Source organism: Bradyrhizobium sp. 170, assembly GCF_023101085.1.
Classification (GTDB): Bacteria; Pseudomonadota; Alphaproteobacteria; order Rhizobiales; family Xanthobacteraceae; genus Bradyrhizobium.
Genome location: NZ_CP064703.1, coordinates 6,602,295 through 6,626,507, shown reverse-complemented (window position 1 = coordinate 6,626,507; position 24,213 = coordinate 6,602,295). Strand labels below are relative to the sequence as shown.

The following is a 24,213-nucleotide window of genomic DNA, read 5'->3' as shown; positions in this document are numbered from 1 at the left end:
CGGACCTTCAGTCATGCCGCTTCATCTCGAACGGATAGAATGGATGCCATCGCCGCCGCTGGCTCCCGATGACGGGCCGATCGATTTCGAACATCTCAACCGCATGACGCTCGGCGATGCCGGCCTCGAGCAGGAGGTGTTGGCGATGTTCGTGGCCCAGTCGGCAAGACTGGTGGGCACGCTCACTGCCATGCCTGCGGATGCCAGCGCACTGGCGCATACGCTCAAGGGCTCGGCCCGCGCGATCGGCGCTTTTGCCGTCGCCGATGCCGCAGCCGGGCTGGAGGCGGCCATCGCCAGAGGCTTCGATGCGTCCGCTGCGGTCGCCGAACTCGGCGAGGCAGTTGCAGAGGCGCGGGCGGCGATCGAGGCGGTTCTGCGCCGTTCCTGAGCGGAAAGCGGTCCGTATCGGCCAAAATCCCGGTAAAGTGCCACCTTAAGGTTTTCGTCCCGACCGCTGGCGCTGTGCGGATCGACCAGTTATAGGACTGCCGGGACCTTCCTTACATATTCCGGCAGCACGAGCGATCATGGCCAAAATCCACTTTGTCGACCATACCGGCGAAAAACGAACCATTGAAGTCGAGAACGGCGCGACCGTGATGGAAGCCGCGATTCGCAACGCCATTCCCGGCATCGAAGCCGAATGCGGCGGCGCCTGCGCCTGTGCGACCTGCCACGTCTATGTCGATGAAGCCTGGCGCGAGAAGGTCGGCGCTCCGACCCCGATGGAAGAAGACATGCTGGATTTCGGTTTCGACGTGCGGCCGAACTCGCGCCTGTCGTGCCAGATCAAGGTGAGCGACGACCTCGACGGCCTCGTGGTATCGACGCCGGAACGGCAGGCCTGAAGTCCGAAAAACATTCAGCGCGATCCGGTGTTGGCGGTCTCCGCGAGAAGGTCGTCGACCGCATATAGCGTGCAATCGGCCGCGTACTCCGCACAGGCGGCGAGGGCAGCCTCCGCCGCTTCGCGCGTCGACCGGCGCCCGCCGCGGAAAGCGAAAGCTCCTTTTGGCGAGACGGCAAAGGCCCGATGCGGGCTGGCGGAGAGATAATCCGCAAAGCCTGCGCGCCCCTTGTCGCGCAATTGCGGCGGCGGCGGTATTGGCGATGGCGGCGGCATCGCGGCGATATCGCGCGTTCCCAGATTTTGATCGCGCAGGAAGCTATCCACCGCGGGCGTCCAGAGCGCTATCCCGCGCGAAAACAGCGAATGGCCGTCATCGCCATGGGGCGGGAAATCGACGAATTGGGCTTGCGCGCCGGCGCCGGTAAAGGCGGTGTGCATTCGGCGTACCAGTTCGGGCCCGAAGAACTTGTCGTTCTGCGCGTAGATCCACAGCGTCGGAATCCTTGACGTCTTGCCCAGCGTGGCGAAAGCGCGAACCAGCGCATCCTCGTCGCAGACGTCATTGTCGGCGCGCGAACCGCGGCCGCCGGCGAAGTTGATCGCGGCGGCGAGTCCCGGCGGCGGATCGGCGGTCAGCGCCAACGACGCGAAGCCGCCGGCGGAGACGCCGACCGCGATCATGCCGTTGGTCGAAACGTCGGTCCGGCTACGCATGGCCTCGATCGCCGCGCGCAGATCGCTGGCCGACTGCCATGCCGCCCGCAAATATTCGCGCTGGCCGCATGGGCCGCTGCTTTCGGCATATTGGCCGCCGGAATCGCCGTAGCCTCTGCGCATGAAGACCAGTGCCGCAAAGCCCCGGCGGGCGAATTCGAGGGCTTGCCGATAGGATCGATACGGCGACATCGGCGCCCGCGCCGACCCTTCGCGTGGTGTGCCGTGGCTGATCAAGGCGAGTGGATAGCGGCGCGTGCCCGACGGCCGCAGCAGCATCGCTTCAAGTCCGCGCGGGCCCGCGGCCTCCATCGGAATACGCAGGTCCTCGCGATGATAGTCCGCCGCCGCGGCAGGCTGTAGCGCGGCGCCGGCGAACGCAAGAAGAAGCAGCGCGGCACGCCTCATCCGGGGTCCACGCCGCGGCGGATCCACGGCGCAAATTTCGCCTTCAGCTCAGGTGTCAGCGGCGCCGGCTTGCGCGTGGTCTCGTCGATCAGGACGGTGATCGCGCGCGCTGATGCTATGCATTTGCCTTCGGAAAACACCACCTGATCGAAGCTCACCGAGGTGCGGCCGAACTTGGCGACGCCGAGCCCCAATTCGATCTTGCCCGGCCAGTGCAACTCGGCGCGGAAATGGATATCGATCCGCACCATGATCCAGCCGAGCCCTTCCGGCATCAGCCCGTAGCTGCGGTTCTTCATCAGCGTGACGCGGCCGGTTTCGAAATAGGTCGCGTAGACCGCGTTGTTGACGTGCTGGTTGGGATCGAGGTCGGCAAATCTCACATTGTCCGACAGGCGATAGGGGAAATCTTCCAGACGCGGGGTCGCGTCGGGACGCAAGGGGGCGTTCACGGGGTCATCTCCGAAAATTTCGTTCCCTTACAGCCCACTTGTCGAATGACGGCAAGGGGTTGCCGCCGTCGCGAACGCCATATTATGGCTTTCCTGATGCCGCCGGGTTGGCTAGACAGATGCGGCCTTCCCGCCAGGTTCAACCGAAAAGAAGCTGACATGAGCGAAGCGATCAAAACCGATGTGCTGATTATTGGCGCGGGTCCGTGCGGCCTGTTTGCCGTCTTCGAACTGGGCCTCTTGGACATGAAGGCGCATGTGGTCGACATCCTCGACAAGATCGGCGGCCAGTGTGCCGAGCTCTATCCGGAAAAACCGATCTACGACATTCCCGGCATTCCCTTCGTCACCGGCCAGGGCCTGACGAACGCGCTTCTCGAACAGATCAAGCCGTTTCATCCGACCTTCCATCTCAACGAGATGGTGGAGACGATCGAGAAGATCGGCGATCCCGGCTTTCGCGTGACGACCGATGCCGGCCAGGTGTTCGAGTGCAAGGTGGTGGCGATATCAGCGGGCGGCGGCTCGTTCCAGCCGAAGCGTCCGCCGGTGCCGGGCATCGAGGCCTATGAAGGCACCTCGGTCTTCTATGCCGTGCGCAAGATGGAGCAGTTCCGCGACAAGAACATCCTGATCGTCGGCGGCGGCGATTCCGCGCTCGACTGGACGCTCAATCTGCATCCGATCGCGAAACGCGTGACGCTGCTGCACCGGCGCGACGATTTCCGCGCCGCGCCTCACAGCGTCGAGCAGATGCGCGCGCTGGTGGCTGGCGGAAAAATGGATCTGAAGATTGGTCAGGTCACTTCGCTCGAGGGCGAGGGCGGCAAGCTCTCCGGCGCCATGATGAAGGGCAACGACAACGCCGTGTCGAAGGTCGACTGCGATTCGATGCTGCCGTTCTTCGGGCTGACCATGAAGCTCGGCCCCGTGGGGAACTGGGGCGTCGCGCTCGAGAACAATCTGGTGCCGGTCGACACCGCGGCGTTCGAGACCAATGTTCCCGGCATCTTCGCGATCGGCGACATCAACACCTATCCCGGCAAGCTCAAGTTGATCCTGTCCGGGTTCCACGAAGGCGCGCTGATGGCGCAGAAGGCGCACCGCTACGTCTATCCGGACAAGCGGCTGGTGTTCCAGTACACCACCTCGTCGTCGAGCCTGCAGAAGAAGCTCGGGGTCAACTGATCCCAAAAAATGACAGTTGGGCTCGCGGAGCGTTGCCGGGACGCGCGGCGATCGTCGCTGGAACCGTCCGCGAAATGGCCTTAGTCTGCGGCCATTCATTTAGAGGATTGGATCAGGTGATGACGATGCGCAAGCTGGCCGGATTTCAACTGATACTTCCGATCGTGATCGGGCTCGCGTTTGCCGGTGAACTCGCCGCGCAGCCGGTGGAACCGTCTGCGGCCGGGCTGTGGGAGAAGGTCGAGAAAGGCAAGCCGGTTGGATGGTTCCTGGTGGTCGATCGCGACGGCCTCTTTGAAGGTGCGTTTGCCAAGCTTTTTCTCGAGGCCGGCGATCCTCCCAATCCGGTCTGCTCGAAATGCACCGACGATCGAAAGGATGCGCCGTGGCTCGGGCTCGCTTTCATCCGCGACATGAAGCGCGACGGATTGAAATACGAGAACGGCAACGTGCTCGATCCGCGCGACGGCAAGATCTACAAGGCCAAGATGACGCTCAGCCCCGATGGGCAGACGCTGACGATGCGCGGCTATCTCGGCATCTCGCTGTTGGGCAAGGATGAGGTCTGGACCCGCCTGCCGGATACGGCGATGGCGCAGCTCGATCCCGCCATCATCGCAAAATATCTGCCGGCGCAGGCTTCGGCGATGAAGCCACCGGCCGGTTCGGCAAAGGCCCCCGCAGCGCCCAAGAAGACCACTGCGCCGGCACCAGTTCCTGCACCTGCGCGCTAGATTTTTGATTTGACGCGTTTTCCTGACGCGAACCGGTGTCTCCACTTCGCTGGAAAACGCGCTAGTTCAGGCCGGTTCTGCGTGGTGGCCGCGGCGCGTCCGGCGCCACCGGCATCGGCGCCACCGGTTGCGACGTAACTTCAGGCACCGCCGCATCGAGCTGCAGCACGGCGGCGGCGGCCGGCACGGCGGCATCCGCCATCGCGGCGTGGCCCTCGGCGCTCGGATGCACCGCGCCGCCATAGACCGCCGACAGCACGCCCCAGGTTGCGTCATGGATGTCGGCCGGCTGCTGCGACGTCGGCAGGCCTTGCGGATAGGTCATCGCTGCGAAGTAGCTGTCGTTGGCATCGCGGATCCAGCGCGCGCGCGGCAGATAGGCGCGGTACTCGCCGGCGCTGCGGCCGCACAGCATCGGCTGGCTGGCGGCCGTGACGATATCCGGATCGAAGCTGTCGCCGGTTGCCGAGAAACACTGCCGGTCGAATTCGGGATCGCTTTCGGCGCGCGCGCAGAAGCCGTGGCTGGCAAAGCTGGCCTGATGGCTATCGACGAAGGTCATGCGGTCGGTGCTCGGATTGCGGCACAGGATGCCGCCCTCGCAGAGCGCCAGCCCTCTCAACTGCGGCAGGAATTCGCTTTCGACGAAGTTCGACACGGCGGCCAGCCGCTGCGGCTGGGCATTGAAGGAGGGATGAATGTCGAAGCCGGCGCGTCCGCCAGGGCAGGGCGCGCCGCCATTCGCCACCGTCGGATTGGCGTAGGAGGTGTAGACCACCCGCGACAGGTCGCCGCCGACCAGTGGCTTCAGCGCCTCGCGCAGCTTGGCAAAGCCCTGCGGCAGGTCCCGCGTCATCGCACTGCGTGCGTCGTCCACCGAAGCCATGACGCCGCTGCGCCGAAACAGCGCGCGTTCGGTTGCCGTGTCCACGATCACGTCGGCGACGAGGCCGGAGAAATAGATGTCGTTGGCCCCGACCGACAGCAGCACCAGGTCGAGCTTGCGGTCTGGTTGCCGGCGTTTCGCGGCGGTGACCGCTTCGCGCAGTTCGGCCAGTTGCCCGTTGACGGTGCCCTGGCACGCGCCGCCCGATTTCGACGGCAGGCAGTCGCGGGCGCGCTGCGAGCCGAACAGCCCGTCGGCGATGGTGGCGCCGGTGCAGGCCAGCGGCAGATAGGTCACCGCGATGTGCGGATATCGCACGGCGAGCGCCAGCGCGGTCCGGGTCTGATAGCTGTAGAGCGAACGGTGGCAGGCAGGATTGAACCAGAGCGCGCTTTGCCGCTGCCAGACCGGCAGCGTGTCGGGTGCCTCGCATGCGCGCCCGCCTTTATAGCCGGCGCGGCTCGGCCGGTAATATTGCGCGGCAGCCGTTCCAAGATAAGAGCGGAAGCAAAAGCCTTCATCGGACAGCGCAATCGGCCGGTCCGGATTTCCCTCGCCGGAAGCGACGCTGTCGCCGAGGCCGGCGATGAAGATGTCGCGCACCGCGATCTCGGTGAAAACGCGCTGACTGCCATCCGAGCTGGACACGTCGGCGGTCACCACCGTGGTGCGGCCGTAGCGGACCCGGAGATTGACCGGTTCGGCGCAGTCGAAGGTGGAAGTTTGCGGGCCGTCGCCATCGTCGACCGTCCAGGCGCAGGTGGCGCCGACCGGCACCGGGCCGGTTAGGCGGATCACGACCGGATGATCGATCGGGGTGAGGTAGCTTTCCTTGACGTTGTCGCGGGTGCAGGGCTCGCTGACGCGGCCGGCCAGATCGATGCAGAGCCGGTTCACTGTGTTGCGCGCCCAGCCGCGGCCGTCGCTCTGGATCGCCAGCGCCTGCTCCGAGGCCAGCACGCCGCGGCCGCGCCCGGTTTCGGCGTGCAGCAGGAAATCCCGCTCCTCGCGGAACAGGCGGAAGCGGTTGCGCACCTCCCAGGAAATCTGCAGCGGCCCGTAGCCGCCGGCGGTCTGGGCTTCCACGGCGGACGTGGACATTCCAACCAGCGCGCCGGCAACCAGCGCGACCGACATCATTGAACGTAGGAGTATTCCAGCCATGGCGCCGTTTGACGTTAGCGGTAAGGCAGAAATAAGAGAATGAGGCAGCTCTGCCTCAAAAGACCAGACGGCGCAGATAACGACGCCGTTACCAGCCTCAGGATTGCCGGCCGTTGATCGGTGGCCGCACCCGGGCCTTGGCCGTACAGGCTTCGCCAAGCCGGCGCCGTTCCAGCCAGGGTTGCAGCACACTTAGCCAGAGTTCGCGTATGCCCATGATCCAAATCGAGATGCCGAAGGGGATCAGGAAGTACAGGATCCGGAACACCACCAGCGTCGCCAGCAACGCTTCCTTGCCAAACTGCGGCAGCGCCACCAGCATCGCGGCGTCGAATACCCCGATGCTGCCGGGGGCATGGCTGGCAAAGCCGAGCAGCGTCGCCAGGATGAACACCACCGCGAGCGAAACGAAGTCGATATGCGGCTCGGTCGGCATCAACAGATACATTGCCAGCGCGCAGAAGCCGAGATCGACGACGCCGATCAGGACTTGCAGCAGCGTCAGCCGCGCCGAGGGCAACACCACCTTCCAGCCGTTCTGACCGAGCTCGCGGCGACCCTCGCCCATCAGCAGCCAGACGAAATAGGCGGCGATGCCGGCAAGGCAGCCGAGCGCGATCAGCCGGTTCATCGCCGGCGGCAGCAGGTCCATCGACGACGCCGCCTCGGGATGCCAGGCCATGCCGCAGCCGAGCACGAACAGATTGCCGAGCCAGAAGGTGAGGCCCGAGAGGAAGCAGATTTTTGCGACATCGATCGCGCTCAGGCCGTAGTCGGAATAGATCCGGAACCTGATCGCGCCGCCGGTAAAGACGGTGGCGCCGATATTGTGCCCGATGGTGTAGCTGGTGAAGCTCGACATCGCGGCGATGCGATAGGGGATGTGCGTCTTGCCAATGGTTCGCAATGCGAAGAAATCATAGAAGGTCAGCGTGCAAAATGCCCCCACCACGCACAGCGCGGCCAGCGCGATGCGATGCGGGGCGATCTCCGTCAGCGCGGTCAGGATAATTCCGGTGTCGACCCCCTTCAGGGTGCGAACCAAATGGGTGACCGCAAGAATGATGATGAGGAGACTCGCAGCGATCCCTAGCCGTTTCCAGCCGATCTTCTCCTTGAAGCCACGCCCGAGCGCGGTCAGCAGCCGATGCATTCATCCTCCCGGCGGGGGGCAATACGTAAAGATGGGACCTGTCACGAAGGGTGACAGTCGACGGTCAGAGGCACCGTGCGCGAAATCCATAAGCCAAAACCAGGCCGTTGTGCAGCCCTTGACAAGCATGCCTTTTGGCTTCGTTCGCCGTCTTTGTCATACGCCCTACATATGTCGCCGCGTTAACGATTTTGAGTCGCATCGAGGTCCGTTCCGCGTGCTCTTTTTGCCGTTCCGTCCGTTCCATCACGGCGTTTTCGAGGCCTTCAGGAACATCCTTTTCGCAAGCCGGTTAGCTCCCATCAGCATCGAACATGAAGCGGATATCCGGCCGGGAAAAGGCCTGCGCCTGATGTTCCCCAAATGAAGGACGACCGCAATGGGACTCTTCACCAAAGACATCAAGACCATGAACGACCTGTTCATCCACCAATTGCAGGACATCTATTACGCCGAGAAACAACTCGTGAAGGCCCTGCCCAAGATGGCCGAAAAAGCGACCGACAAGCTGCTCAAGCAGGGCTTTTTGACCCATCTCGACGAAACCAGGACGCATGTAGAGCGCCTCGAGGAGATATTCCGCATGCACGGCGCCGAGGTGAAGGCGGTGGATTGCCCGGCGATCGACGGTATCATCGAGGAAGCCGACGACGTCGCGGGCGAGGTCGCTGACAAAGCCGTGCTGGACGCAGCCCTGATCAACGCCGCGCAGGCCGCCGAGCACTATGAGATCACCCGCTACGGCAGCCTGATCGCGTGGGCGCGGCAGCTTGGACGCAATGACTGCGCCAGCATTCTGCAGAAGACGCTCGACGAGGAAAAGACGGCCGACAAGAAGCTGACCTCGCTGGCGGAAGGCAGGGTCAACCTGCGGGCCGCAAGCTGATCTCGCCCGTCGAATGAGGCAAAAAGCCGCGCGGGGAGCGCCTCGCGCGGGCGTTTCCATGCCGGGTCGCCGCCTGGCATGCCAAAAGCGTTTGTTCACCATCCGCGCAACTGAACCGCGGCGGTTACCTCAAATATACGAATAGGACTGCTGTTACAGACCCCGGGGGTCTGTAATGTATCGTGTCCTGACTTGTCTCACCACCGAGCATGACTGGAGGCTGGTCCTGCTTGCCGGCACCATCTGCTGGCTTGCCAGCGCGGTCGCCATCAGCCTGTTTCATCGGGCCAGGGCGTCGAGCGGCCGAACGCGCGCGACCTGGATCGGCCTCGATGCGGCCGTCGGCGGCTGCGGAATCTGGGCTACCCATTTCGTCGCGATGCTGGCGTACGATCCCGGCTCAGGCGCCGGGTACAGCATACCCGTCACCTTGTTGTCGCTGGTCTTCGCAATAACCATCGTCGCCATCGGCCTCTGCATCGCATTGTCCAGTGCGCGCCAATCGGTGGTTGCCCTTGGCGGCGCCGTCATTGGCGGCGGTGTTGCAGCGATGCATTATACCGGCATGGCGGCACTCGAGCTTCCGGCGTTCATTGTGTGGTCGCCCGGCATCGTTGTGGCCTCGATTGTGTTTGGCAGCCTGTTTGCGGCCATGGCGCTTCTTGTCGCCGTACGTCGTGACAATCCCGTTCACACCGTGGCCGCCACCGGGCTGCTGACGGTTGCCATCGTTTCGCATCATTTCACGGCGATGGGCGCCGTCACGCTCATTCCCGACCCGACCCTCGGTAGCGACGGGCTGTCGATTTCTCCGACCGCGCTTTCGTTCCTGACGGCGGTCGCGGCCTTCGCCATTCTCGGTCTATCGCTGCTGGCGGCCATGATTGACCGCCGCGCGAAAGGCGAACTCCATAATCAGAAAGTCCTGCTCGACACCGCGCTCGACAACATGTCGCAGGGACTTTCCATGTTCGATGCGGAGGGCCGCATCCTCTTGTACAACGATCGCTATGCCGAAATGATGGGGCGGACCGGTATGGCCCTCCAGGGTCGTTTGCTGCTCGATGTACTCCGGCAGCAGAAGGCGCTTGATCGATGGGACGGCGATCCCGATCAGTTCGTCGCCAGCGTGATCGCTGCGGCCAAGGCCGGCAACAGCGTGACCAGGACGGTGAGCCGCAATGGACGTTCGATCCGCGTGGTCGATCAGCCCATGAAGGGCGGCGGATGGGTCGCTACCTTCGAGGACATCACCGAATGGCAGGCTGCCCAGGAACAGATCTCGCACATGGCGCGCCATGACGCGCTGACCAATCTGCCGAACCGGACACTGTTCCGCGAGCAACTCGAAAAAGCCTTGCGGCTTGCCAAACGCGCCGATCAGCTTGCGGTGCTCTGTCTCGACCTCGACCACTTCAAGGACATCAATGATTCGCTCGGCCATCCGGTCGGCGACGCGCTCCTGAAGGAAGTCGCTCGCCGCCTCGGCGAATGCATCACCGAGCACGATACGGTGGCGCGGCTCGGCGGCGACGAATTCGCGATCGTGCAGTTCTGCAACGATTGCGATCCATCCGCCGTTGCCTTGCTCGCCAGTCATGTGGTCGAGCGCGTTTCCGCGCCGTACGAAATCGCCGGGCACCAGCTCGTCATCGGCGTCAGCATCGGCATTTCGCTGGCGCCGGAGGACGGCAAGAATCCCGACGAACTGCTCAAGAAAGCCGATCTCGCGCTCTATCGCGCCAAGGAGGACGGCCGCGGCACCTATCGCTTCTTCGAGACCGGGATGGACGCCCGCGCGCAGGCGCGGCGGCTGCTGGAACTTGACTTGCGCGCAGCACTGCAGCGCGAGGAATTCCAGGTCTATTACCAGCCGATCCGCGACGTCGCCAAGGACGTCGTCGTTGCTTTCGAAGCCCTGGTGCGGTGGAAGCATGCGCTACGCGGCATGATCTCTCCGATCAACTTCATTCCGTTGGCGGAAGAGACCGGCCTGATCGTGCCGATTGGCGACTGGGTGTTGCGCCAGGCCTGCATGGACGCGGCCGGCTGGTCGCAGGATGTCGGCGTCGCCGTCAATCTCTCGCCGGTGCAGTTCAAGAATCCCAACCTGGTATTGTCGGTGAAGGAGGCGCTGAAAGCCTCCGGTCTTCCGGCGCACCGGCTTGAGCTCGAGATCACGGAATCGGTGCTGCTGCAGAACAGCGAGGCAACGCTTTCGGTTCTGCACGAGCTTCGCGCCTTTGGCGTCCGGATTTCGCTGGACGACTTTGGAACCGGATATTCATCCCTGAGTTACCTGCGCAGCTTCCCGTTCGACAAGATCAAGATCGACCGTTCGTTCGTCACTGAACTGGCGACGCGCGATGATTCGATGGCGATCGTCCGCGCCGTGACCGGCCTCGGCAAGAGCCTGGGCATCGTCACCACGGCTGAAGGCGTCGAGACCGACGCGCAGTTCGAACTGTTGCGCCAGGAAGGCTGCACACAGGCGCAAGGCTATCTGTTCAGCCCGCCGCGTCCCGCAGCCGAGGTGGAAACGATGCTGTCCAAGGCACGGGCCCGGGTCGTCGCTTAGTTTTCTCAAGCCTTGTTTCGTCAGGCCTTGAGCAACGCGAAATGCGCGCCGCAGAACGCCATTGCCGCGCCGAGGCACAGGGCTGCAAGGCCTGCCAGCACGCCCGAAATGGTCGGAACGGGGCTCGGCGCCGAGGCGGCCTGTCCCGCGCCGGCAAGGATCAGCACGCCGACGGTGATCAGGAACTGGCGCATCCGCTGCGGAATCTGGCCCGAGGCCGCGCTGTGCATCAGGTTGGCGGTGAAGTAGCCGCCGGAAAAGCCCACCGTGGCGATCAGCCACCATGCGATCGCCGCGCTGGCCGGCATGAACTCGCTGGTATCGGACCGCCACAGGCCGCCGAGATCGAGGCCGTAACGCGCGCCCAGCATGTGCACGGCCAGCGCCAGCAGCACTCCGGAAACTATCGCGCCGGCCAGGATCAGGCGGCGCGGAAAATAAGTCGTCTCGGCCATGGCCCGCTTGTAAGGTAAAGCCGGCTCGCCGCGCAAGCAGGCGGTTTCAAACGACACGGGATATTTTGGATTGCCGACATCACTACCGAACCAGGCCGGGGAAGGCGAGGGGGCGCGCACGATCAGCTACGTCTACAAGGCGTCACTGATCTCGTCGGCGTATCAATTCGAACTGACGGAGGCCGGATTGTCGTGGCGGATCGGCCGCCGGTCCGGCGTGTGGCCGTATGCCGATATCGCTTCGATCCGTCTGTCGTACCGACCGATGTCGATGCAATCCCGCCGCTTCCGCGCCGATATCGCGAGGACCGGCGGCGGCCGGATCGCCATCCTTTCGACGACCTGGCAGACCGTCTCGCTGATGACGCCGCAGGACCATGGCTACCGCGCCTTCATCACCGAGCTGCATCGAAGGATGAAGGCGGCCGGCAGCAAGGCTTCCCTGACCGGCGGCATCGGGACGGTGACCTATGCCGTGGCAGTTGCGATGCTGGCGTTGCTGGCCGTCGCCATGGTCGGACTTTTCGTCCGGGCGCTTGCGACTTCCGAATTCATCGGTGCGTTGTTTCTGGTCGGCATGGCGATCTGGTTTGCCTGGACCATCGGCGGCTTCATCAAGCGCAACCGGCCGCGCAGATATTCGTTCGACGCGCTTCCCGAGACGCTGCTGCCGTAGCCGGCTTCGCAATCAAGCGACACGAAATGTGATTTCGCGAGGTGCCGCAGGGCACGGCACTCTGTGCGGAGTTCCTGATAACACGCGAGTTGCCGTGACAACCCAGCTTACGCGATCGCCGACGGAAGCCGAGATTGCCGCGATCAATGCGCGGCATCTGATCGAGACGCCGCTGCGGCCGGCCGACCTGCTGTTCGTGTTCGGTACGCGTGAGGATGTCGAGGAGCGCGTCGATGAAGCCTGCCGGCTGTGGCGCGAAGGGTTTTTTCGCCGGGCGATCGTAAGCGGCGGCGTAACGCCGGGATCGGAGCTTTCGGAATGCGAGATCATTGTGGGTGCAATGGTCGCGCGCGGCGTTCCTGCCGACGTCATCCTGCGGGAGGATCGTGCGATGAACACCGGCGAGAACGTGATCTTCTCGCTACCGATCATCGACCGAGCGCTCGGGCTCGCCAACATCCGCAGCGCGATCTGTCTCGGCAATAGCTGGACGGCGCGCCGCTATCCGATGACGCTGCACCGGCACTGGCCGGAAGTGGAGAAGATGTTGGTCATGGTCGACAGTTTTGAGACGCCGCGGGCGCTTTGGCACACCGACGCGGAATTCAGCCGCCGCATGCTTAGGGAATGGGACAAGATCGAGCCGTACAAGGCGAGGGGCTTTATCGCGGAGTGGCCGGCGAGCGAGACGCGCGGCCGATAAATCTATTCAGTCGTATCGACGTCTTCTTTGGCCGTCAGCATTCCCGAGAGCGTTCGCAGCGCCAGATCGAGCTGTTCGGTGGTGGGGGCGCCGAGCGCCAGGCGGACGGCATTGGGGGCATGGCCGGGGATCACGGCGAAGGTGGTCGAAGGGGTCAATGCGATGTCGCGCCGGGCCGCGGCCGCGACGAATGTCTGCGAGCGCCAATGCTGGGGCAAAGTGAGCCAGAGATGGTAGGATTTGGCGTTCGCCTGGATTTCGAAGCCGGCGAGATATCTGGCCGCCATCTGCTGGCGCCGCGCCGCATCGATCCGTTTCAGGCGTGACAGCTCGGCCACCGTGCCGTCAGCCATCAGCCGTTGTCCGGCGGCAAAGGCAAATCCAGAAGCCGTCCATCCGCCCGATCGAACCGCGGCCATGATGCGCTCGCGCAGGCGCGGCGGCGAAACGATGAAGCCGAGTGCAAGGCCGGGCGCCACCTTCTTCGACAGGCTGTCGAGCGTGATGCAGCTATCCGGCGCGAGCGCAGCCATCGGCGTTTCTTCGTCGAGGAAGCCATAGACCGTGTCCTCGATGACGGTGAGGCCGAGCTTCTCGACGACGCGCAGCAAATCGGCCCGGCGCGCCAGCGGCATGGTCATGCCGAGCGGATTTTGAATCGTCGGCTGAACGTACAGCGCCGACAAATGCGCTTCGCGGTGCGCCTTCTGCACTGCGTCCGGGCGAACGCCGTTCTCGTCCATCGCGAGCGGCACCAGCGTGACGCCGAGCCTGGCGGCGATGTCCTTGATGAAGGGATAGGTCAGCGCCTCGACGCCGCAGCGGCCGCCGCTCGGCACCATCGCCGCGAGTGCGGCGGCGATGCATTGCCTGCCGTTCGCGGTGAAGACCAGTTGATCGGGGGCCGGGGACCAGTCCTCGCGGGAGAGAAACTCGGCGGAAATCGTCCGTGCTGCCTGCGTGCCTGTCGTGGTCGAGTGCCGCAACGCGAGATCGAGCACTTCGGGACGCTCCAGCCCGGCAAGGCTTCTTGCGATCATCACCGATTGCGTCGGCAGGATCGGATAGTTCACTTCCAGATCGATGCGCGCACCGCGCGGCTCGGTCGGCATGGCGATACCGCGGCGCGTCTCGCCCGAAACGAACGTGCCGCGCCCGACTTCGCCGACCACGAGGCCACGGCGCAACAGCTCGGTGTAGACGCGGCTCGCGGTGGAGACCGCGATCTTCCGCTCATAGGCGAAGCTGCGCTGCGGCGGCAGGCGGTCGCCGGGCTTGAGCGCGCCATTGGCGATCTCGGTGGCGACGGTATCGGCAAGCTTCAGGTACTCGAACTTTGACATTATTGCACCGAGAGCAATGTTTTCCTTGCACCGAGGATTGTATCGGATCATTTTGAACCCATCAAGCCAGAGATTGCACTGAGAGGGGTGCAAAACAATCGGTCCATTTGGATGCAAACGCTCTCGCAGGCGTTTGCGCCGGCGGCAGCGGCTTGCCGCGTGAAAGCAAGGAGAAGTGCGATGACCACGATCTATTCGACGGCAGGCCAACCTGCTCCCCAAAGCGTCCCGGGCGGATTCTTCCGCGTTCTCGGAAGCTGGGTAAACGGCATCGTCACCTATCTTGCGCGTCGCCAGGCCATCCAGACGCTGAGCGAACTGGACGATCGCGCGCTCCGCGACATCGGCATCGAGCGCAGCCGGATTGAATCGGCCGTGCGCGGCACCGTCGATCCGGATTTCGGGCGCATTATGTGAGGGCGTCCGGCTTCATCGATTTGCAATGCCAGCCGGCCCGGTCAATCGACCGGGCCGAAATTGTTTGTCGGATCGCGTATCGCGCAACGCGTGATGACGCAGCGTAGCGAAAATATCCCACCACCCAGAATAGAATGGGAGCGAGCGGCCGTCTCCTAGGTTCCTAGGACGCAGATTTCGCGCGCGATCGGTACGTGAACGATCAGCGCGGAATCAAGCGAACCTGGAGATGGAAATGAAATTGTTGGCCCGCCGCCATTTGAAGCTGCCCGCGCTGGCGCCGTTGATCGCGCTGGTCGCGCCGTTGGACCGCGCCGAGGCCGCGTGCGATCCGTCCTACTTTGCATGGGGTTGTTTTCGATATTTTGTGTCTGGGTGCAGCGCCGACGCGCATCCGCACGGTGTCCGGGATACGAGATCGTTAGTGCTTTGCACTCCAACTAATGCCGCACCACCAGCACCGAACATCTGGCGTAGCGCACGACGTGGCCGGCGTTGGAACCGAGGAAATAGGTCCGCATCGCTGGCCGGTGCGAGGTCATCACGATCAGGTCGGCCTTGATCGCCGCCGCCTCTTCGAGGATCTCGTGATAGATGCCGCCCTGCCGCACCGCAGCGGAAATGCGTGACGCCTCGATGCCGGATTCCTTCGCCACGATGGTGAGCGCTTCTTCCGAGGTGGCGCGTTGCTGGGCGTCGAAATCGGCCGGCACATATTCGGCCAGCATCACCGGCGTCATCGGCAATACGTTGAGCAGGCGCACCGTGCCGTTCCAGGTCTGCGACAGCGTTGCCGCGGTCGCGATCGCGGGCTTGGCCAGATCGGTATCGGACAGGTCGATCGGCACGAGAATCGACTTGAACATCTGCGCCTCCTGGCTTGAGCCCGTTCGGTCCTGACTTGTCAGGATCGGGCTCCAGCCTTTTGTTTTGACGTGTTTTCTTTTACGCGAACTTGTTCTTAATTCGCTCGAAAACCGTGTCGTGACGAGCTTAGCATGGCGGGGCAGGGATGTCCGCCTCCCTCAATCGTCCAGCGCCTGCTTCAGCAATTTCGGGCTGGTGAAGCGCACGAGTTTGCCGCGCCGGAACGCCACCTCGTTCCAGTCCTCGATCGCAAAATCCAGGATGGCAAGGCCAGCGGTTGGCAGATTGTCTTCAAGTGACTTCTTCGCCGCTGCGTCGCCGCCGCCGGCGAGCATCAAGGCCAACTCATGCATGCCGGGATTGTGGCCGATCAGCATCAATCGGGCGGGATCGGTGACCTCGGCCATGCGGATGATCCGCAGGAGCTGCGCCGGCTCGGCGCCGTAGAGTTCGTCGAGCCATTCGACCTGCGGCTTCGGAAGCCGTTCCCGCACTGCATCCTTCATCGCATCGCACGCGATCTCCCAGGTCTGCTGCGCCCGCACCGCGGTCGAAACCAGGACGGCGTCAGGCAAGGGCGGATGCCGGCCGATCCAGGTTCCAATGGCGGCGGCATCCAGCCGGCCGCGCTCGTCGAGACGGCGGTCCTGGTCGTGGCCCGAAGGCGCGTGGTGTTCGGTCTTGGCGTGACGCAGCAGCATCAAACGGCGCATGGGCGCGATCTCGATTCGGTCTCAGTCTGGATTAATCTACAAGCTCATGCCTGGGACAAGGTGACAATCCCCGCAGCGGTCCGTAAGAAACGTCATGCTCGAGACTTTCACAAGTGCGACCAACGGCCCCGACGACGACGGGCCTTTTCGCTCGCGTCTCTCGTTCGACCTGGATGTTGACATTTGCGTGGTGGGAGCCGGACTTGCCGGCCTCACGGTGGCGCTGGAGGCCGCGCGCCTTGGCGCCAGCGTTGCCGTGCTCGAAGGCCGTTATGTCGGCTGGAACGCGTCCGGCCATCAGCTCGGCACGGTCATGCCGGGTTATAGCCTTCCAATTGACGAATTGATCGAGCGCGTCGGCCTCGACGATGCCCGCGAGCTCTGGGCGCTGTCGAAGGAGGGCGCCGATTATGTTCGTGCTGCGGCCACCGAAGAAGCCATGCCGGGCATTGCGCTCAGTGAGGGCGCACTGGAAGTTTCCAACGTCGATGCCGGCGAAACGCTGATCAGCCGCCTGCAGACGCTGAGCGAGGATTTCGAGACCGAAGTCGAGGGATGGCAGATCGATCGCGTGCGCGAGCAACTCGGCACCGCACGCTATTTTCACGGCATCTATTATCCGCGCGCGTTCCAGATCGACGGCCGCAAATACATCCACGGTCTTGCCGCGCAGGCGAGGCGGGCGGGCGCGCGCATCTTCGAGGATACGCCGGTCGTCAGCATCGATCCGTCCGGGATTCGCAAGCGCATCGTGACGCCGTCGGCGCGGCTGCGCGCCTCGCACATCGTGCTGGCCGGCAACGTTCATCTCGGCGCACCGGCGCGGCGCCTATCGGAGACGCTGTTGCCGGTCTGGCGCTATGCCGCGGTGACCGAGCCGCTCGGCGAGCGGCTGGGCGAGGTGATCGCCTTCAAAGGGTCGGTAGCCGACAGTGACGGCATCGATCATTTCCGGATCGTCGACGGCGACCGGCTGATGTGGGCCAGCCCGGAAACCACCTGGGAGGCGCGGCCGCGCCGCTTTGGCCCCGCTATTCAGCGCCGCATCGCCACGATCTTTCCAGGGCTCGGCAAGGTCGCGATTTCGGACGTGTTCGGCGGCGCGGTCGGGGTGACCGTGCACGGCATGCCGCAGATCGGCCAGTTGCGCAAAGGGCTGTGGGTCGCCAGCGGCTTCGGCCGCCATGGTCTGAACACCTCGGCAATGGCGGGGCAGGTGATCGCGCGCAGCATTCTGTGGGGCGAGGAACGCTGGAAACTGTTCTCGCCGTTCGAACTGGTCTGGGCGGGCGGCGCCACCGGCCGCGCCGCCGGCCATCTGATCGGCCTGTGGGCGCGAGGCCATTCCGCCGCGGCCGGCGCGCTGGCCCGTTACCGCGAAGGCGCCCGCGCCCGGGAACGCGTGCGCGAGGCGCGATTGGCGGAGGCCAACCGGCAGGCCGGAACCAGGCCGCCGCGTGGTCCGCCGGCTGGGCCGCGCCCGGTGCGTCCACAGCCTCCGCGGCCGGTAGCGGCGCAGGACGGCGGGATATCAACGGCTCCCTCGCAGGAAAGTGAGAAAATCCGGGACGGTTCCGTGTAACGTCGGCGCCCGTGGGCCGTACTTGATGGCGAACCGTTCCGCCCGCCTCGCACGGAGATTTCCATGATCGACCGCCGTATCCTGCTCGCATCCCTGGCCGGCCTGTTTGGCCTGGCCGCTTTCCGCTGGCTGCGCACCACGCCGGCGCAAGCCGCCGAGAAATTCGAGGTGGAAAAGACCGACGCCGAATGGCGCGCACAGCTCACGCCGCAGCAGTATGAAATCCTGCGCAAGCACGGCACCGAGCGACCGGGTTCGAGTCCGCTCCTGAAAGAAAAGCGCAAGGGTATCTTCGCCTGCGCCGGTTGCGATCTGCCGCTGTTCTCCTCGGACACCAAATATGAGAGCGGCACCGGCTGGCCGAGTTTCTGGAAGCCGCTCGACAATGCCCTTGGCGAAACCAAGGACACGACGTTCGGGATGACGCGCACGGAAGTCCACTGCCGCCGCTGCGGCGGACATATGGGTCACGTCTTCGACGACGGACCGAAGCCGACCGGCCTGCGCTATTGCATCGACGGGTTTGGGCTGGTGTTTCACCCGGCAGGGCCGTCGGCTTCTTAGGGCTTGCGCCCGGCAATTGTTGCCCGCCCGGCAAATGTGCCCCGGTCTTCGGACCGGGGCTTTTTTCTTAAGTCTTTGATTTTTATATATTTTATAGTTTGGCACAACGCTTGCGACATGTTCTCCCGACGCGGCCTCGGTTTTCCTGGAACGGCGAGCCGCCCGGATCGAATTTGGAGAACATGTCATGGGTATCTTCGGCGCTCTCACCACCGCGGTCGGCGGCCTTCGCGCCAACTCCTACGCGCTGGAAAATGTCTCGGGCAATATCGCCAACTCGCAGACCACGGCGTTCAAGCGCGTCGACACCTCTTTCCTCGATCTGATTCCGCAGACCTCTGCGACCGCGCAACTCGCGGGCGGCGTCACCACGCAATCCCGCTCCACCAACTCGGTGCAGGGCGACGTGCAGACGGCCTCGGTTGCGACCTTCATGGCGATCAACGGCAATGGCTTTTTCGCGGTGCAAAAGCCCGGCAACTTCACCGACGGCACGCCGGTGTTCGACGGCGTCGACCGCTATACCCGCCGCGGCGACTTCCAGCTCGACAAGAGCGGCTATCTCGTCAACGGCGCCGGCTATTATCTGCAAGGCGTGCCGATCGACCCGACCACCGGCAACCCTTCCGGCAGTTCGCCGCAGGTTCTCCGATTCCAGAACGACTTTTTGCCGGCGCAGCAAACCACCAGGATCGACTATCGCGCCAACCTCGCCAGCTATCCGCTGACAACCAAGCATGACGTTTCCGTTCCCGGATCGGAATTGATCGTGCCCGGATCATACAGTGCCGGACGTAATCCGCTGGCGCTCGGCACGCCTGCGGCGCCCTATACCGACTCCTCCAGGAGTGGCACCACGCAGAACAACAAGGCGACGCCATCGGTTGCCAACACCGGTTCGACCACACTGTCGGGCACGGCGCCCAGCAACTCGATTTCTGCCAACTATGCCGTGGGCGACACCATCACGGTGAACGGCACCGTCGTCACCTTCGTGGCAGCAGGCGCGGTCGGCAACCAGCTCAACATCACCGATGACATCGATGACCTGCTCGCCAAGATCGACTCGATCACCACCACCGGAGTGCCGTCCACGATCTCGGGCGGCTCGATCACGCTACATTCCGGCACGGCCTTCAATCTCTCGGTCACGAGTTCGAACACCGCGGCCTTCTCTGCGCTGGGCTTCACCGGCACCGTGACGGCGACGCGCGGCGGCGGCGGCGGCGTCGGCACCGGCCAGGTCATCGGTAACGACAATTCGACGTTCCTCGGCGAGTCGATAGCGGGTGGTGCGGTCACGACCTACGATGTCTCGGGCGCGCCGGTGAACCTGCAGTTCCGCTGGGCCAAGACCGACAGCGCTACGCTCGGCGCCGGCCATACCGATACCTGGAACCTGTTCTATCAGGTCAATCCCAACGCAACCGGCACCCAGGTCGCGTGGCAGAACGTCAACACCAACTTCACCTTCTCGGCCTCCGGCCAGATGACGCCGGCGGTACCGAACATCACGCTCGCCAATGCGGTCGTCAACGGCGTTTCGCTGGGCAGCCCCGTCATCAACTTCGGCACCGGCGGCGTCACCCAGTTCGCCGATGCCAACGGCAACGTCCAGGTCAACCAGATCCAGCAGGACGGTTTCCCGGCCGGCCAGTTGCAGTCGGTCGGCGTAGGCACCAACGGCCGCATCGTCGGCAACTATTCCAATGGCCGCAACCTCGACCTCGCCGAAATTTCGGTCGCAACCTTCAACGGCACCAACTTCCTCAAGCGCGTCAATGGCGGCGCGTTCGAGGTCACCGACGGATCCGGACAGGCGCTGTTCGGCAACGCCGGAACCATCGTCGGTTCGTCGCTGGAAGGATCCAACACCGATATCGCCGACGAGTTCACCAAGCTGATCGTCACGCAGCAGGCTTACTCGGCCAATACCAAGGTGATCACGACTTCCAACACGATGGTGCAGGATCTCCTGAACGTGCTGCGCTGATTGCGCGACGAGCCGTTCGCGATGCGATTTGAGATGGGCAATTAGTCATGGGTTTGAGTCAAGCTCTCTCCACCGCAATGTCCGGCCTGCGCGCGACGCAAGCCGCGATCTCGCTGGTCGGATCGAACGTCGCCAACGCGGAAACGCCTGGTTACGTCAGGAAGTCGATCATCCAGTCCGCCGGCGTGACCGGCGACTACGGCTCGAGCGTTCTGCTCCACGGCGTCGACCGGCAGCTCGACCAGTATTTGCAGACACAACTGCGGACGGAAACCTCCGGCGCGGCCTATGCCGACATCCGCTCGACTTTCCTTGCCAATCTGCAGAACGTCTACGGAAATCCGGCTGAAACCGGCACCATCGAGGATTCGTTCAACAAGCTGTTGACCGCTTTTCAGGGCCTGTCGACCAGCCCGGACTCGCAGTCGGCGCGAATCAGCGCGGTTGCCGCCGCGCAGACCATGGCGCAGACGCTCAATGCGGCGACGCAGGGGATTCAGAGCCTTCGCGCCAACGCCGAAATGGGCATCAACGATTCCATCACCACGGCGAACAACGCGATGGCCCAGATCGCGTTCATTAACAACCAGCTCCAGAACAACGGCAAGACCGACGCGGCGACGGCATCGCTTCTGGATCAGCGCGACCAGTACATTACTCAACTGTCGAGCCTGATGGACATCAGAACCGTCGTCAACGACCTCAACCAGGTGACGGTGTTCACGAATTCGGGCGTGCAGCTTGTCGGTACCGAGGCAGCTCAGCTGAGCTTCAATCCTCAGGGCACGATGACGCCCAACACGCTTTACAACTCCGATCCGACGAAAAACAACGTCGGCACCATCGCGATCAATTTCCCGCACGGCGGCAGCTACGATCTGGTGTCGACCAACTCGATCCGTTCGGGCAAGATCGCTGCCTATCTCGAGCTGCGCGACAACACGCTGGTGAAGGCGCAGGCGCAGATCGACCAGTTCGCGGCGTCGATGGCGAGCGCGCTGTCGGACAAGACGACGGCCGGCACCGCTGCTCCGGCGTCCGTGCTGCCGCAGGCCGGCTATGATCTCGATCTGACGGGCCTGCAATCCGGCAACGTCATCCACGTCAGCTACAAGGACAACACCACCGGCGTTACGCACAATCTGTCGATCGTGCGCGTCGACGATCCGAGCGTTCTGCCGCTGAGTAATACCACGACCCTCGATCCCAACGATGAAGTGCTCGGCATCAATTTTTCCGGCGGTATGGCGTCGGTGGCTTCCCAGCTCAACGCCGCGCTCGGGTCGGCCGATCTGCAGTTTTCGAATCCTTCCGGCTCTACGCTGCGCGTTCTGGATGACGGCGCGCCAAACCGTTCGGACGTGCTGGCGGCGTCGGTCACCACGACCATGTCTTCGCTCACCAGCGGCAACCCACAGCTTCCGCTGTTCACGGATAATGGCGGCCTCTTTTCCGGTGCGATCACCGCCAGTGGTTCGCAGCAGACCGGCCTTGCCGGCCGCATCAGCGTCAATCTCGGGCTGCTTGGCGACCCCTCGCGCACCATCGTGTTCTCCACCAGCCCGTTGACGCCTTCGGGCGACACCACGCGTTCCGACTTCATTCTCACGCAGCTGCAGTCGGGGAATTATCGCTATTCGCCGCAGACCGGCATCGGGACCACCGGTGCTCCGTTCACCGGGACGCTGGTCAACTTCGCCAAGCAGTTCATCAGCCAGCAGGGCGAAGCCGCGACCGCCGCCAAGCAACTCGCCGACGGCCAGTCCGTGGTGCTGAACACCCTGCAGAAGAAGGTGACGGATGCCTCGGGCGTCAATATCGACGACGAGATGGCGCATCTGCTCGCGCTGCAGAACGCCTATTCCGCCAATGCGCGCGTCATGTCGTCCATCAAGCAGATGTACGACACGCTGATCCAGGCCATGTGAGGGTTTCATGTCGATCGATGGCGTTAGCGGCAGAACATCCTATATCGGGACCTCGATCCTCAATATCCGCAAGCAGCTCGATGATCTGACGCAGCAGCTCGCCAGCGGTCGGGTCTCGACGACTTATGCGGGGCAGGGCGCCAATCGCGGCTTTGCGCTCAGCTTGCGCGCCCAGGTCAGCGGCCTCGATTCCTATGCGGACACCGCGAAGAACGTCAATGTCAGGCTCAACGTCGTCAACCTTGCGCTGCAGGGCTTGGCCGACATCGGCACTTCCGTGAAGAGCGCGGCCAGTACGTCGACCATCGTGCTCAACAACAACGGTCAAACCTCGGGCCAGATCACGGCGCAGGCGGCGTTCTCAAACGCGGTATCGCTACTCAACAGCCAGACCGGCGACCGCTATCTGTTTTCCGGACGCACCACCGACACATCAGCGACGGTGCCGGCCGACGTCATGCTCGACGGCGTGGAAACGCAGGCCGGGTTGAAGCAATTGATCAACGAACGCCGTCAGGCCGATCAGGGCGTCAGCAACATGGCGCATCTGACGGTCTCGTCGCCGCCGTTGACGACCACCGTGACAAGCCTGGCCGAAGACGGTTCATCGTTCGGGTTGAAGCTCGGCGCGGTCAGTTCATCGTTGACCGGAGCGACCGTGACACAGCCGACCGGCGCGCCGCCGGCCGTCACCGTCGATCTCGGCGCCGTCAATCCGAACAATGGCGACAAGATCACGTTCAACTTCAACCTGCCCGACGGCACCACCGAGTCGATCGCGCTGACCGCGACGACCACGAACCCGCCGCCGACAGGCTCGTTCCTGATCGGCGTCGATACCGTTGCGACCACCGCGAACCTGCAGGCCGCGTTGACGTCTTCGATCCAGACGCTGGGCGACACGTCGCTGGTGGCCGCGTCCGCGATCGCGGCATCAGACAATTTCTTCAATCCGTCCGCTACCGTCACGGGGACTGCGGTCAACAATCAGGCCACGGTGCCGGGGCCGATCACCGGTGCTACGCTGCTCTCGGGCGCTGCGGGAACGGACTCGCTGGCCGCGAGCTTTGCGGCGGGCGATACGATTACGGTCAACGGCACGCCGATCACCTTCGTCGCATCCGGTGCGACCGGCAACCAGCTCAACATCACCGACAGCGTGCAGACCTTGCTGGCAAAGATCGATTCGATCACCGGCACCGGGACGCCGTCGACCGTCGCCGGCGGCGTGATCGCGCTGCACGGTGGGGACGGCGCGAGCCTGACGGTCTCCAGTTCGAACGCGGCCGCGTTCGCGGCGCTGGGCTTCAGCGCCACAGCGAGTGCAAATCCGGCGCCGTTGCGTGTCAACGGTCCGCCATTTGCCACGGCCACCAATCTGATCGGCGGCACATCCGCTAACACCGTCTCGTGGTACACGGGCGAAGTCGGTACCGATTCGCCGCGCGGCACCGCGATCGCACGTATCGACCAGTCGATCACGGTGCAGTATGGCGCGCGCGCCAACGAGCAGGCGTTGCGCTATCAGTTGCAGAACATCGCGGTGTATTCCGCGGTCACGACCAACGCCGCCAATCCGAACTCGAAGGCGCAGGTGAACGCGCTGCAGCAGCGGATTTCGGCAAACCTGGCGCCGCAGGCCGGCCAGCAATCGATTCAGGACATGCAGGCGGAGTTTGCCGGCGCGCAGAACGCCATCAAGGCCTCGACCGACCGCCAGACCCAGCTCAAGGGAATGGCGCAGACCATGCTCGACCAGATCGAGGGCATCAACCCGGACGAGGTCGCGACCAAGATCCTCGCGCTGCAGACCAGTCTGCAGGCCTCCTATCAAACCACGTCGATGCTCTACCAGACCACGCTGACCAAGTTCCTGCCGATGTGACGAAAGCTTGTCCGCTTCGAAAGCAAAAAGGCCTCCTTGCGGAGGCCTTTCGCTTTTGAAGCGATGCGATG

The 24,213-nt window shown here is 63.8% G+C and carries 22 protein-coding genes; 14 read left to right on the top strand and 8 right to left on the bottom strand.

Translation table 11 applies throughout. From position 1 onward, the window contains the following. Positions 1 to 13: 13 nt before the first annotated feature. Together IVB05_RS31040 and IVB05_RS31035 are read left to right on the top strand one after the other, a co-directional pair. The gene (locus IVB05_RS31040; RefSeq protein WP_247779835.1) at positions 14 to 391 is read left to right on the top strand and encodes an Hpt domain-containing protein; all 378 of its coding nucleotides are present in this window, start codon (positions 14 to 16) and stop codon (positions 389 to 391) included. Positions 392 to 530: 139 nt separating this feature from the next. Next, positions 531 to 851, top strand: a complete 321-nt coding sequence (locus IVB05_RS31035; RefSeq protein WP_025588945.1) for a 2Fe-2S iron-sulfur cluster-binding protein — start codon at positions 531 to 533, stop codon at positions 849 to 851. A gap of 14 nt (positions 852 to 865) precedes the next feature. On the opposite strand, the gene IVB05_RS31030 is transcribed toward IVB05_RS31035, so the two are convergent. Next, positions 866 to 1,975, bottom strand: coding sequence for a CocE/NonD family hydrolase (locus IVB05_RS31030; RefSeq protein ID WP_247779834.1), 1,110 nt, complete (start codon positions 1,973 to 1,975; stop codon positions 866 to 868). After that, positions 1,972 to 2,427 (bottom strand): thioesterase family protein, encoded by a 456-nt coding sequence (locus IVB05_RS31025; RefSeq protein ID WP_247779833.1) that lies wholly within the window; start codon positions 2,425 to 2,427, stop codon positions 1,972 to 1,974. Before IVB05_RS31025 ends, IVB05_RS31030 begins: the two co-directional genes overlap by 4 nt. Positions 2,428 to 2,586: 159 nt before the next feature. On the opposite strand from IVB05_RS31025, the gene IVB05_RS31020 reads away from it, so the two are divergent. Then, positions 2,587 to 3,615, top strand: a complete 1,029-nt coding sequence (locus IVB05_RS31020) for an NAD(P)/FAD-dependent oxidoreductase (protein ID WP_247779832.1) — start codon at positions 2,587 to 2,589, stop codon at positions 3,613 to 3,615. 125 nt (positions 3,616 to 3,740) lie between these two features. Continuing rightward, a complete protein-coding gene (locus tag IVB05_RS31015; protein WP_247787147.1) occupies positions 3,741 to 4,349 on the top strand; it encodes a DUF2147 domain-containing protein in 609 nt (202 codons plus the stop codon). Between the two features lie 61 nt (positions 4,350 to 4,410). Here the strand turns inward: IVB05_RS31015 and IVB05_RS31010 are convergent, their stop codons facing one another. Together IVB05_RS31010 and IVB05_RS31005 are read right to left on the bottom strand one after the other, a co-directional pair. Further along, positions 4,411 to 6,399, bottom strand: coding sequence for a hypothetical protein (locus IVB05_RS31010; protein WP_247779831.1), 1,989 nt, complete (start codon positions 6,397 to 6,399; stop codon positions 4,411 to 4,413). Positions 6,400 to 6,496: 97 nt separating this feature from the next. After that, positions 6,497 to 7,552, bottom strand: a complete 1,056-nt coding sequence (locus IVB05_RS31005) for a YbhN family protein (protein WP_247779830.1) — start codon at positions 7,550 to 7,552, stop codon at positions 6,497 to 6,499. A gap of 379 nt (positions 7,553 to 7,931) precedes the next feature. On the opposite strand from IVB05_RS31005, the gene IVB05_RS31000 reads away from it, so the two are divergent. After that, on the top strand, positions 7,932 to 8,438 hold the full coding sequence (locus tag IVB05_RS31000; RefSeq protein ID WP_247779829.1) for a ferritin-like domain-containing protein: 507 nt from the start codon (positions 7,932 to 7,934) through the stop codon (positions 8,436 to 8,438). A gap of 175 nt (positions 8,439 to 8,613) precedes the next feature. Then, complete coding sequence (locus IVB05_RS30995; protein WP_247779828.1) at positions 8,614 to 11,016, top strand: EAL domain-containing protein; 2,403 nt, start codon at positions 8,614 to 8,616, stop codon at positions 11,014 to 11,016. A gap of 20 nt (positions 11,017 to 11,036) precedes the next feature. Here IVB05_RS30995 and IVB05_RS30990 read toward each other — a convergent pair whose 3' ends face one another. Further along, positions 11,037 to 11,471 carry a hypothetical protein gene (locus tag IVB05_RS30990; RefSeq protein ID WP_247779827.1) on the bottom strand — a complete coding sequence of 145 codons (435 nt, stop codon included), beginning with the start codon at positions 11,469 to 11,471 and terminating at the stop codon, positions 11,037 to 11,039. A gap of 70 nt (positions 11,472 to 11,541) precedes the next feature. Here IVB05_RS30990 and IVB05_RS30985 point away from each other — a divergent pair, with 70 nt between their 5' ends. Together IVB05_RS30985 and IVB05_RS30980 are read left to right on the top strand one after the other, a co-directional pair. Then, positions 11,542 to 12,147 (top strand): hypothetical protein, encoded by a 606-nt coding sequence (locus tag IVB05_RS30985; RefSeq protein WP_247779826.1) that lies wholly within the window; start codon positions 11,542 to 11,544, stop codon positions 12,145 to 12,147. Positions 12,148 to 12,241: 94 nt separating this feature from the next. Next, positions 12,242 to 12,850, top strand: a complete 609-nt coding sequence (locus IVB05_RS30980) for a YdcF family protein (RefSeq protein ID WP_247779825.1) — start codon at positions 12,242 to 12,244, stop codon at positions 12,848 to 12,850. A gap of 2 nt (positions 12,851 to 12,852) precedes the next feature. Here IVB05_RS30980 and IVB05_RS30975 read toward each other — a convergent pair whose 3' ends face one another. Next, a complete protein-coding gene (locus tag IVB05_RS30975; RefSeq protein ID WP_247779824.1) occupies positions 12,853 to 14,193 on the bottom strand; it encodes a PLP-dependent aminotransferase family protein in 1,341 nt (446 codons plus the stop codon). A 180-nt stretch (positions 14,194 to 14,373) separates the two neighbouring features. Between IVB05_RS30975 and IVB05_RS30970 the strand changes: the two genes are divergently transcribed. Then, positions 14,374 to 14,610, top strand: a complete 237-nt coding sequence (locus IVB05_RS30970; RefSeq protein ID WP_247779823.1) for a DUF1127 domain-containing protein — start codon at positions 14,374 to 14,376, stop codon at positions 14,608 to 14,610. Between the two features lie 440 nt (positions 14,611 to 15,050). Here IVB05_RS30970 and IVB05_RS30965 read toward each other — a convergent pair whose 3' ends face one another. Together IVB05_RS30965 and IVB05_RS30960 are read right to left on the bottom strand one after the other, a co-directional pair. Then, on the bottom strand, positions 15,051 to 15,476 hold the full coding sequence (locus IVB05_RS30965; protein WP_247779822.1) for a universal stress protein: 426 nt from the start codon (positions 15,474 to 15,476) through the stop codon (positions 15,051 to 15,053). 159 nt (positions 15,477 to 15,635) lie between these two features. Continuing rightward, a complete protein-coding gene (locus IVB05_RS30960) occupies positions 15,636 to 16,190 on the bottom strand; it encodes a histidine phosphatase family protein (RefSeq protein WP_247779821.1) in 555 nt (184 codons plus the stop codon). A 94-nt stretch (positions 16,191 to 16,284) separates the two neighbouring features. Between IVB05_RS30960 and IVB05_RS30955 the strand changes: the two genes are divergently transcribed. From IVB05_RS30955 to IVB05_RS30935, 5 genes are all read left to right on the top strand, one after another. Further along, positions 16,285 to 17,772, top strand: coding sequence for an FAD-binding oxidoreductase (locus IVB05_RS30955; protein WP_247779820.1), 1,488 nt, complete (start codon positions 16,285 to 16,287; stop codon positions 17,770 to 17,772). A 63-nt stretch (positions 17,773 to 17,835) separates the two neighbouring features. After that, positions 17,836 to 18,336 carry a peptide-methionine (R)-S-oxide reductase MsrB gene (gene msrB, locus IVB05_RS30950; protein ID WP_247779819.1) on the top strand — a complete coding sequence of 167 codons (501 nt, stop codon included), beginning with the start codon at positions 17,836 to 17,838 and terminating at the stop codon, positions 18,334 to 18,336. A 187-nt stretch (positions 18,337 to 18,523) separates the two neighbouring features. Beyond that, entirely contained in the window at positions 18,524 to 20,329 is a 1,806-nt protein-coding gene (locus tag IVB05_RS30945; protein WP_247779818.1) for a flagellar hook-basal body complex protein, read from the top strand. A gap of 47 nt (positions 20,330 to 20,376) precedes the next feature. After that, a complete protein-coding gene (gene flgK, locus IVB05_RS30940) occupies positions 20,377 to 22,257 on the top strand; it encodes a flagellar hook-associated protein FlgK (RefSeq protein WP_247779817.1) in 1,881 nt (626 codons plus the stop codon). A gap of 7 nt (positions 22,258 to 22,264) precedes the next feature. Next, a complete protein-coding gene (locus tag IVB05_RS30935) occupies positions 22,265 to 24,142 on the top strand; it encodes a flagellar protein (RefSeq protein WP_247779816.1) in 1,878 nt (625 codons plus the stop codon). The last annotated feature ends 71 nt before the right edge of the window (positions 24,143 to 24,213 follow it).

Coding starts and splice junctions, on each gene's coding strand:
- IVB05_RS31040 (WP_247779835.1), top strand. CDS start 14: ATGCCGCTTCATCTCGAACGGATAGAATGGATGCCATCGCCGCCGCTG.
- IVB05_RS31035 (WP_025588945.1), top strand. CDS start 531: ATGGCCAAAATCCACTTTGTCGACCATACCGGCGAAAAACGAACCATT.
- IVB05_RS31030 (WP_247779834.1), bottom strand. CDS start 1,975: ATGAGGCGTGCCGCGCTGCTTCTTCTTGCGTTCGCCGGCGCCGCGCTA.
- IVB05_RS31020 (WP_247779832.1), top strand. CDS start 2,587: ATGAGCGAAGCGATCAAAACCGATGTGCTGATTATTGGCGCGGGTCCG.
- IVB05_RS31015 (WP_247787147.1), top strand. CDS start 3,741: ATGCGCAAGCTGGCCGGATTTCAACTGATACTTCCGATCGTGATCGGG.
- IVB05_RS31010 (WP_247779831.1), bottom strand. CDS start 6,399: ATGGCTGGAATACTCCTACGTTCAATGATGTCGGTCGCGCTGGTTGCC.
- IVB05_RS31005 (WP_247779830.1), bottom strand. CDS start 7,552: ATGCATCGGCTGCTGACCGCGCTCGGGCGTGGCTTCAAGGAGAAGATC.
- IVB05_RS31000 (WP_247779829.1), top strand. CDS start 7,932: ATGGGACTCTTCACCAAAGACATCAAGACCATGAACGACCTGTTCATC.
- IVB05_RS30995 (WP_247779828.1), top strand. CDS start 8,614: ATGTATCGTGTCCTGACTTGTCTCACCACCGAGCATGACTGGAGGCTG.
- IVB05_RS30990 (WP_247779827.1), bottom strand. CDS start 11,471: ATGGCCGAGACGACTTATTTTCCGCGCCGCCTGATCCTGGCCGGCGCG.
- IVB05_RS30975 (WP_247779824.1), bottom strand. CDS start 14,193: ATGTCAAAGTTCGAGTACCTGAAGCTTGCCGATACCGTCGCCACCGAG.
- IVB05_RS30970 (WP_247779823.1), top strand. CDS start 14,374: ATGACCACGATCTATTCGACGGCAGGCCAACCTGCTCCCCAAAGCGTC.
- IVB05_RS30965 (WP_247779822.1), bottom strand. CDS start 15,476: ATGTTCAAGTCGATTCTCGTGCCGATCGACCTGTCCGATACCGATCTG.
- IVB05_RS30960 (WP_247779821.1), bottom strand. CDS start 16,190: ATGCGCCGTTTGATGCTGCTGCGTCACGCCAAGACCGAACACCACGCG.
- IVB05_RS30955 (WP_247779820.1), top strand. CDS start 16,285: ATGCTCGAGACTTTCACAAGTGCGACCAACGGCCCCGACGACGACGGG.
- msrB (WP_247779819.1), top strand. CDS start 17,836: ATGATCGACCGCCGTATCCTGCTCGCATCCCTGGCCGGCCTGTTTGGC.
- IVB05_RS30945 (WP_247779818.1), top strand. CDS start 18,524: ATGGGTATCTTCGGCGCTCTCACCACCGCGGTCGGCGGCCTTCGCGCC.
- flgK (WP_247779817.1), top strand. CDS start 20,377: ATGGGTTTGAGTCAAGCTCTCTCCACCGCAATGTCCGGCCTGCGCGCG.
- IVB05_RS30935 (WP_247779816.1), top strand. CDS start 22,265: ATGTCGATCGATGGCGTTAGCGGCAGAACATCCTATATCGGGACCTCG.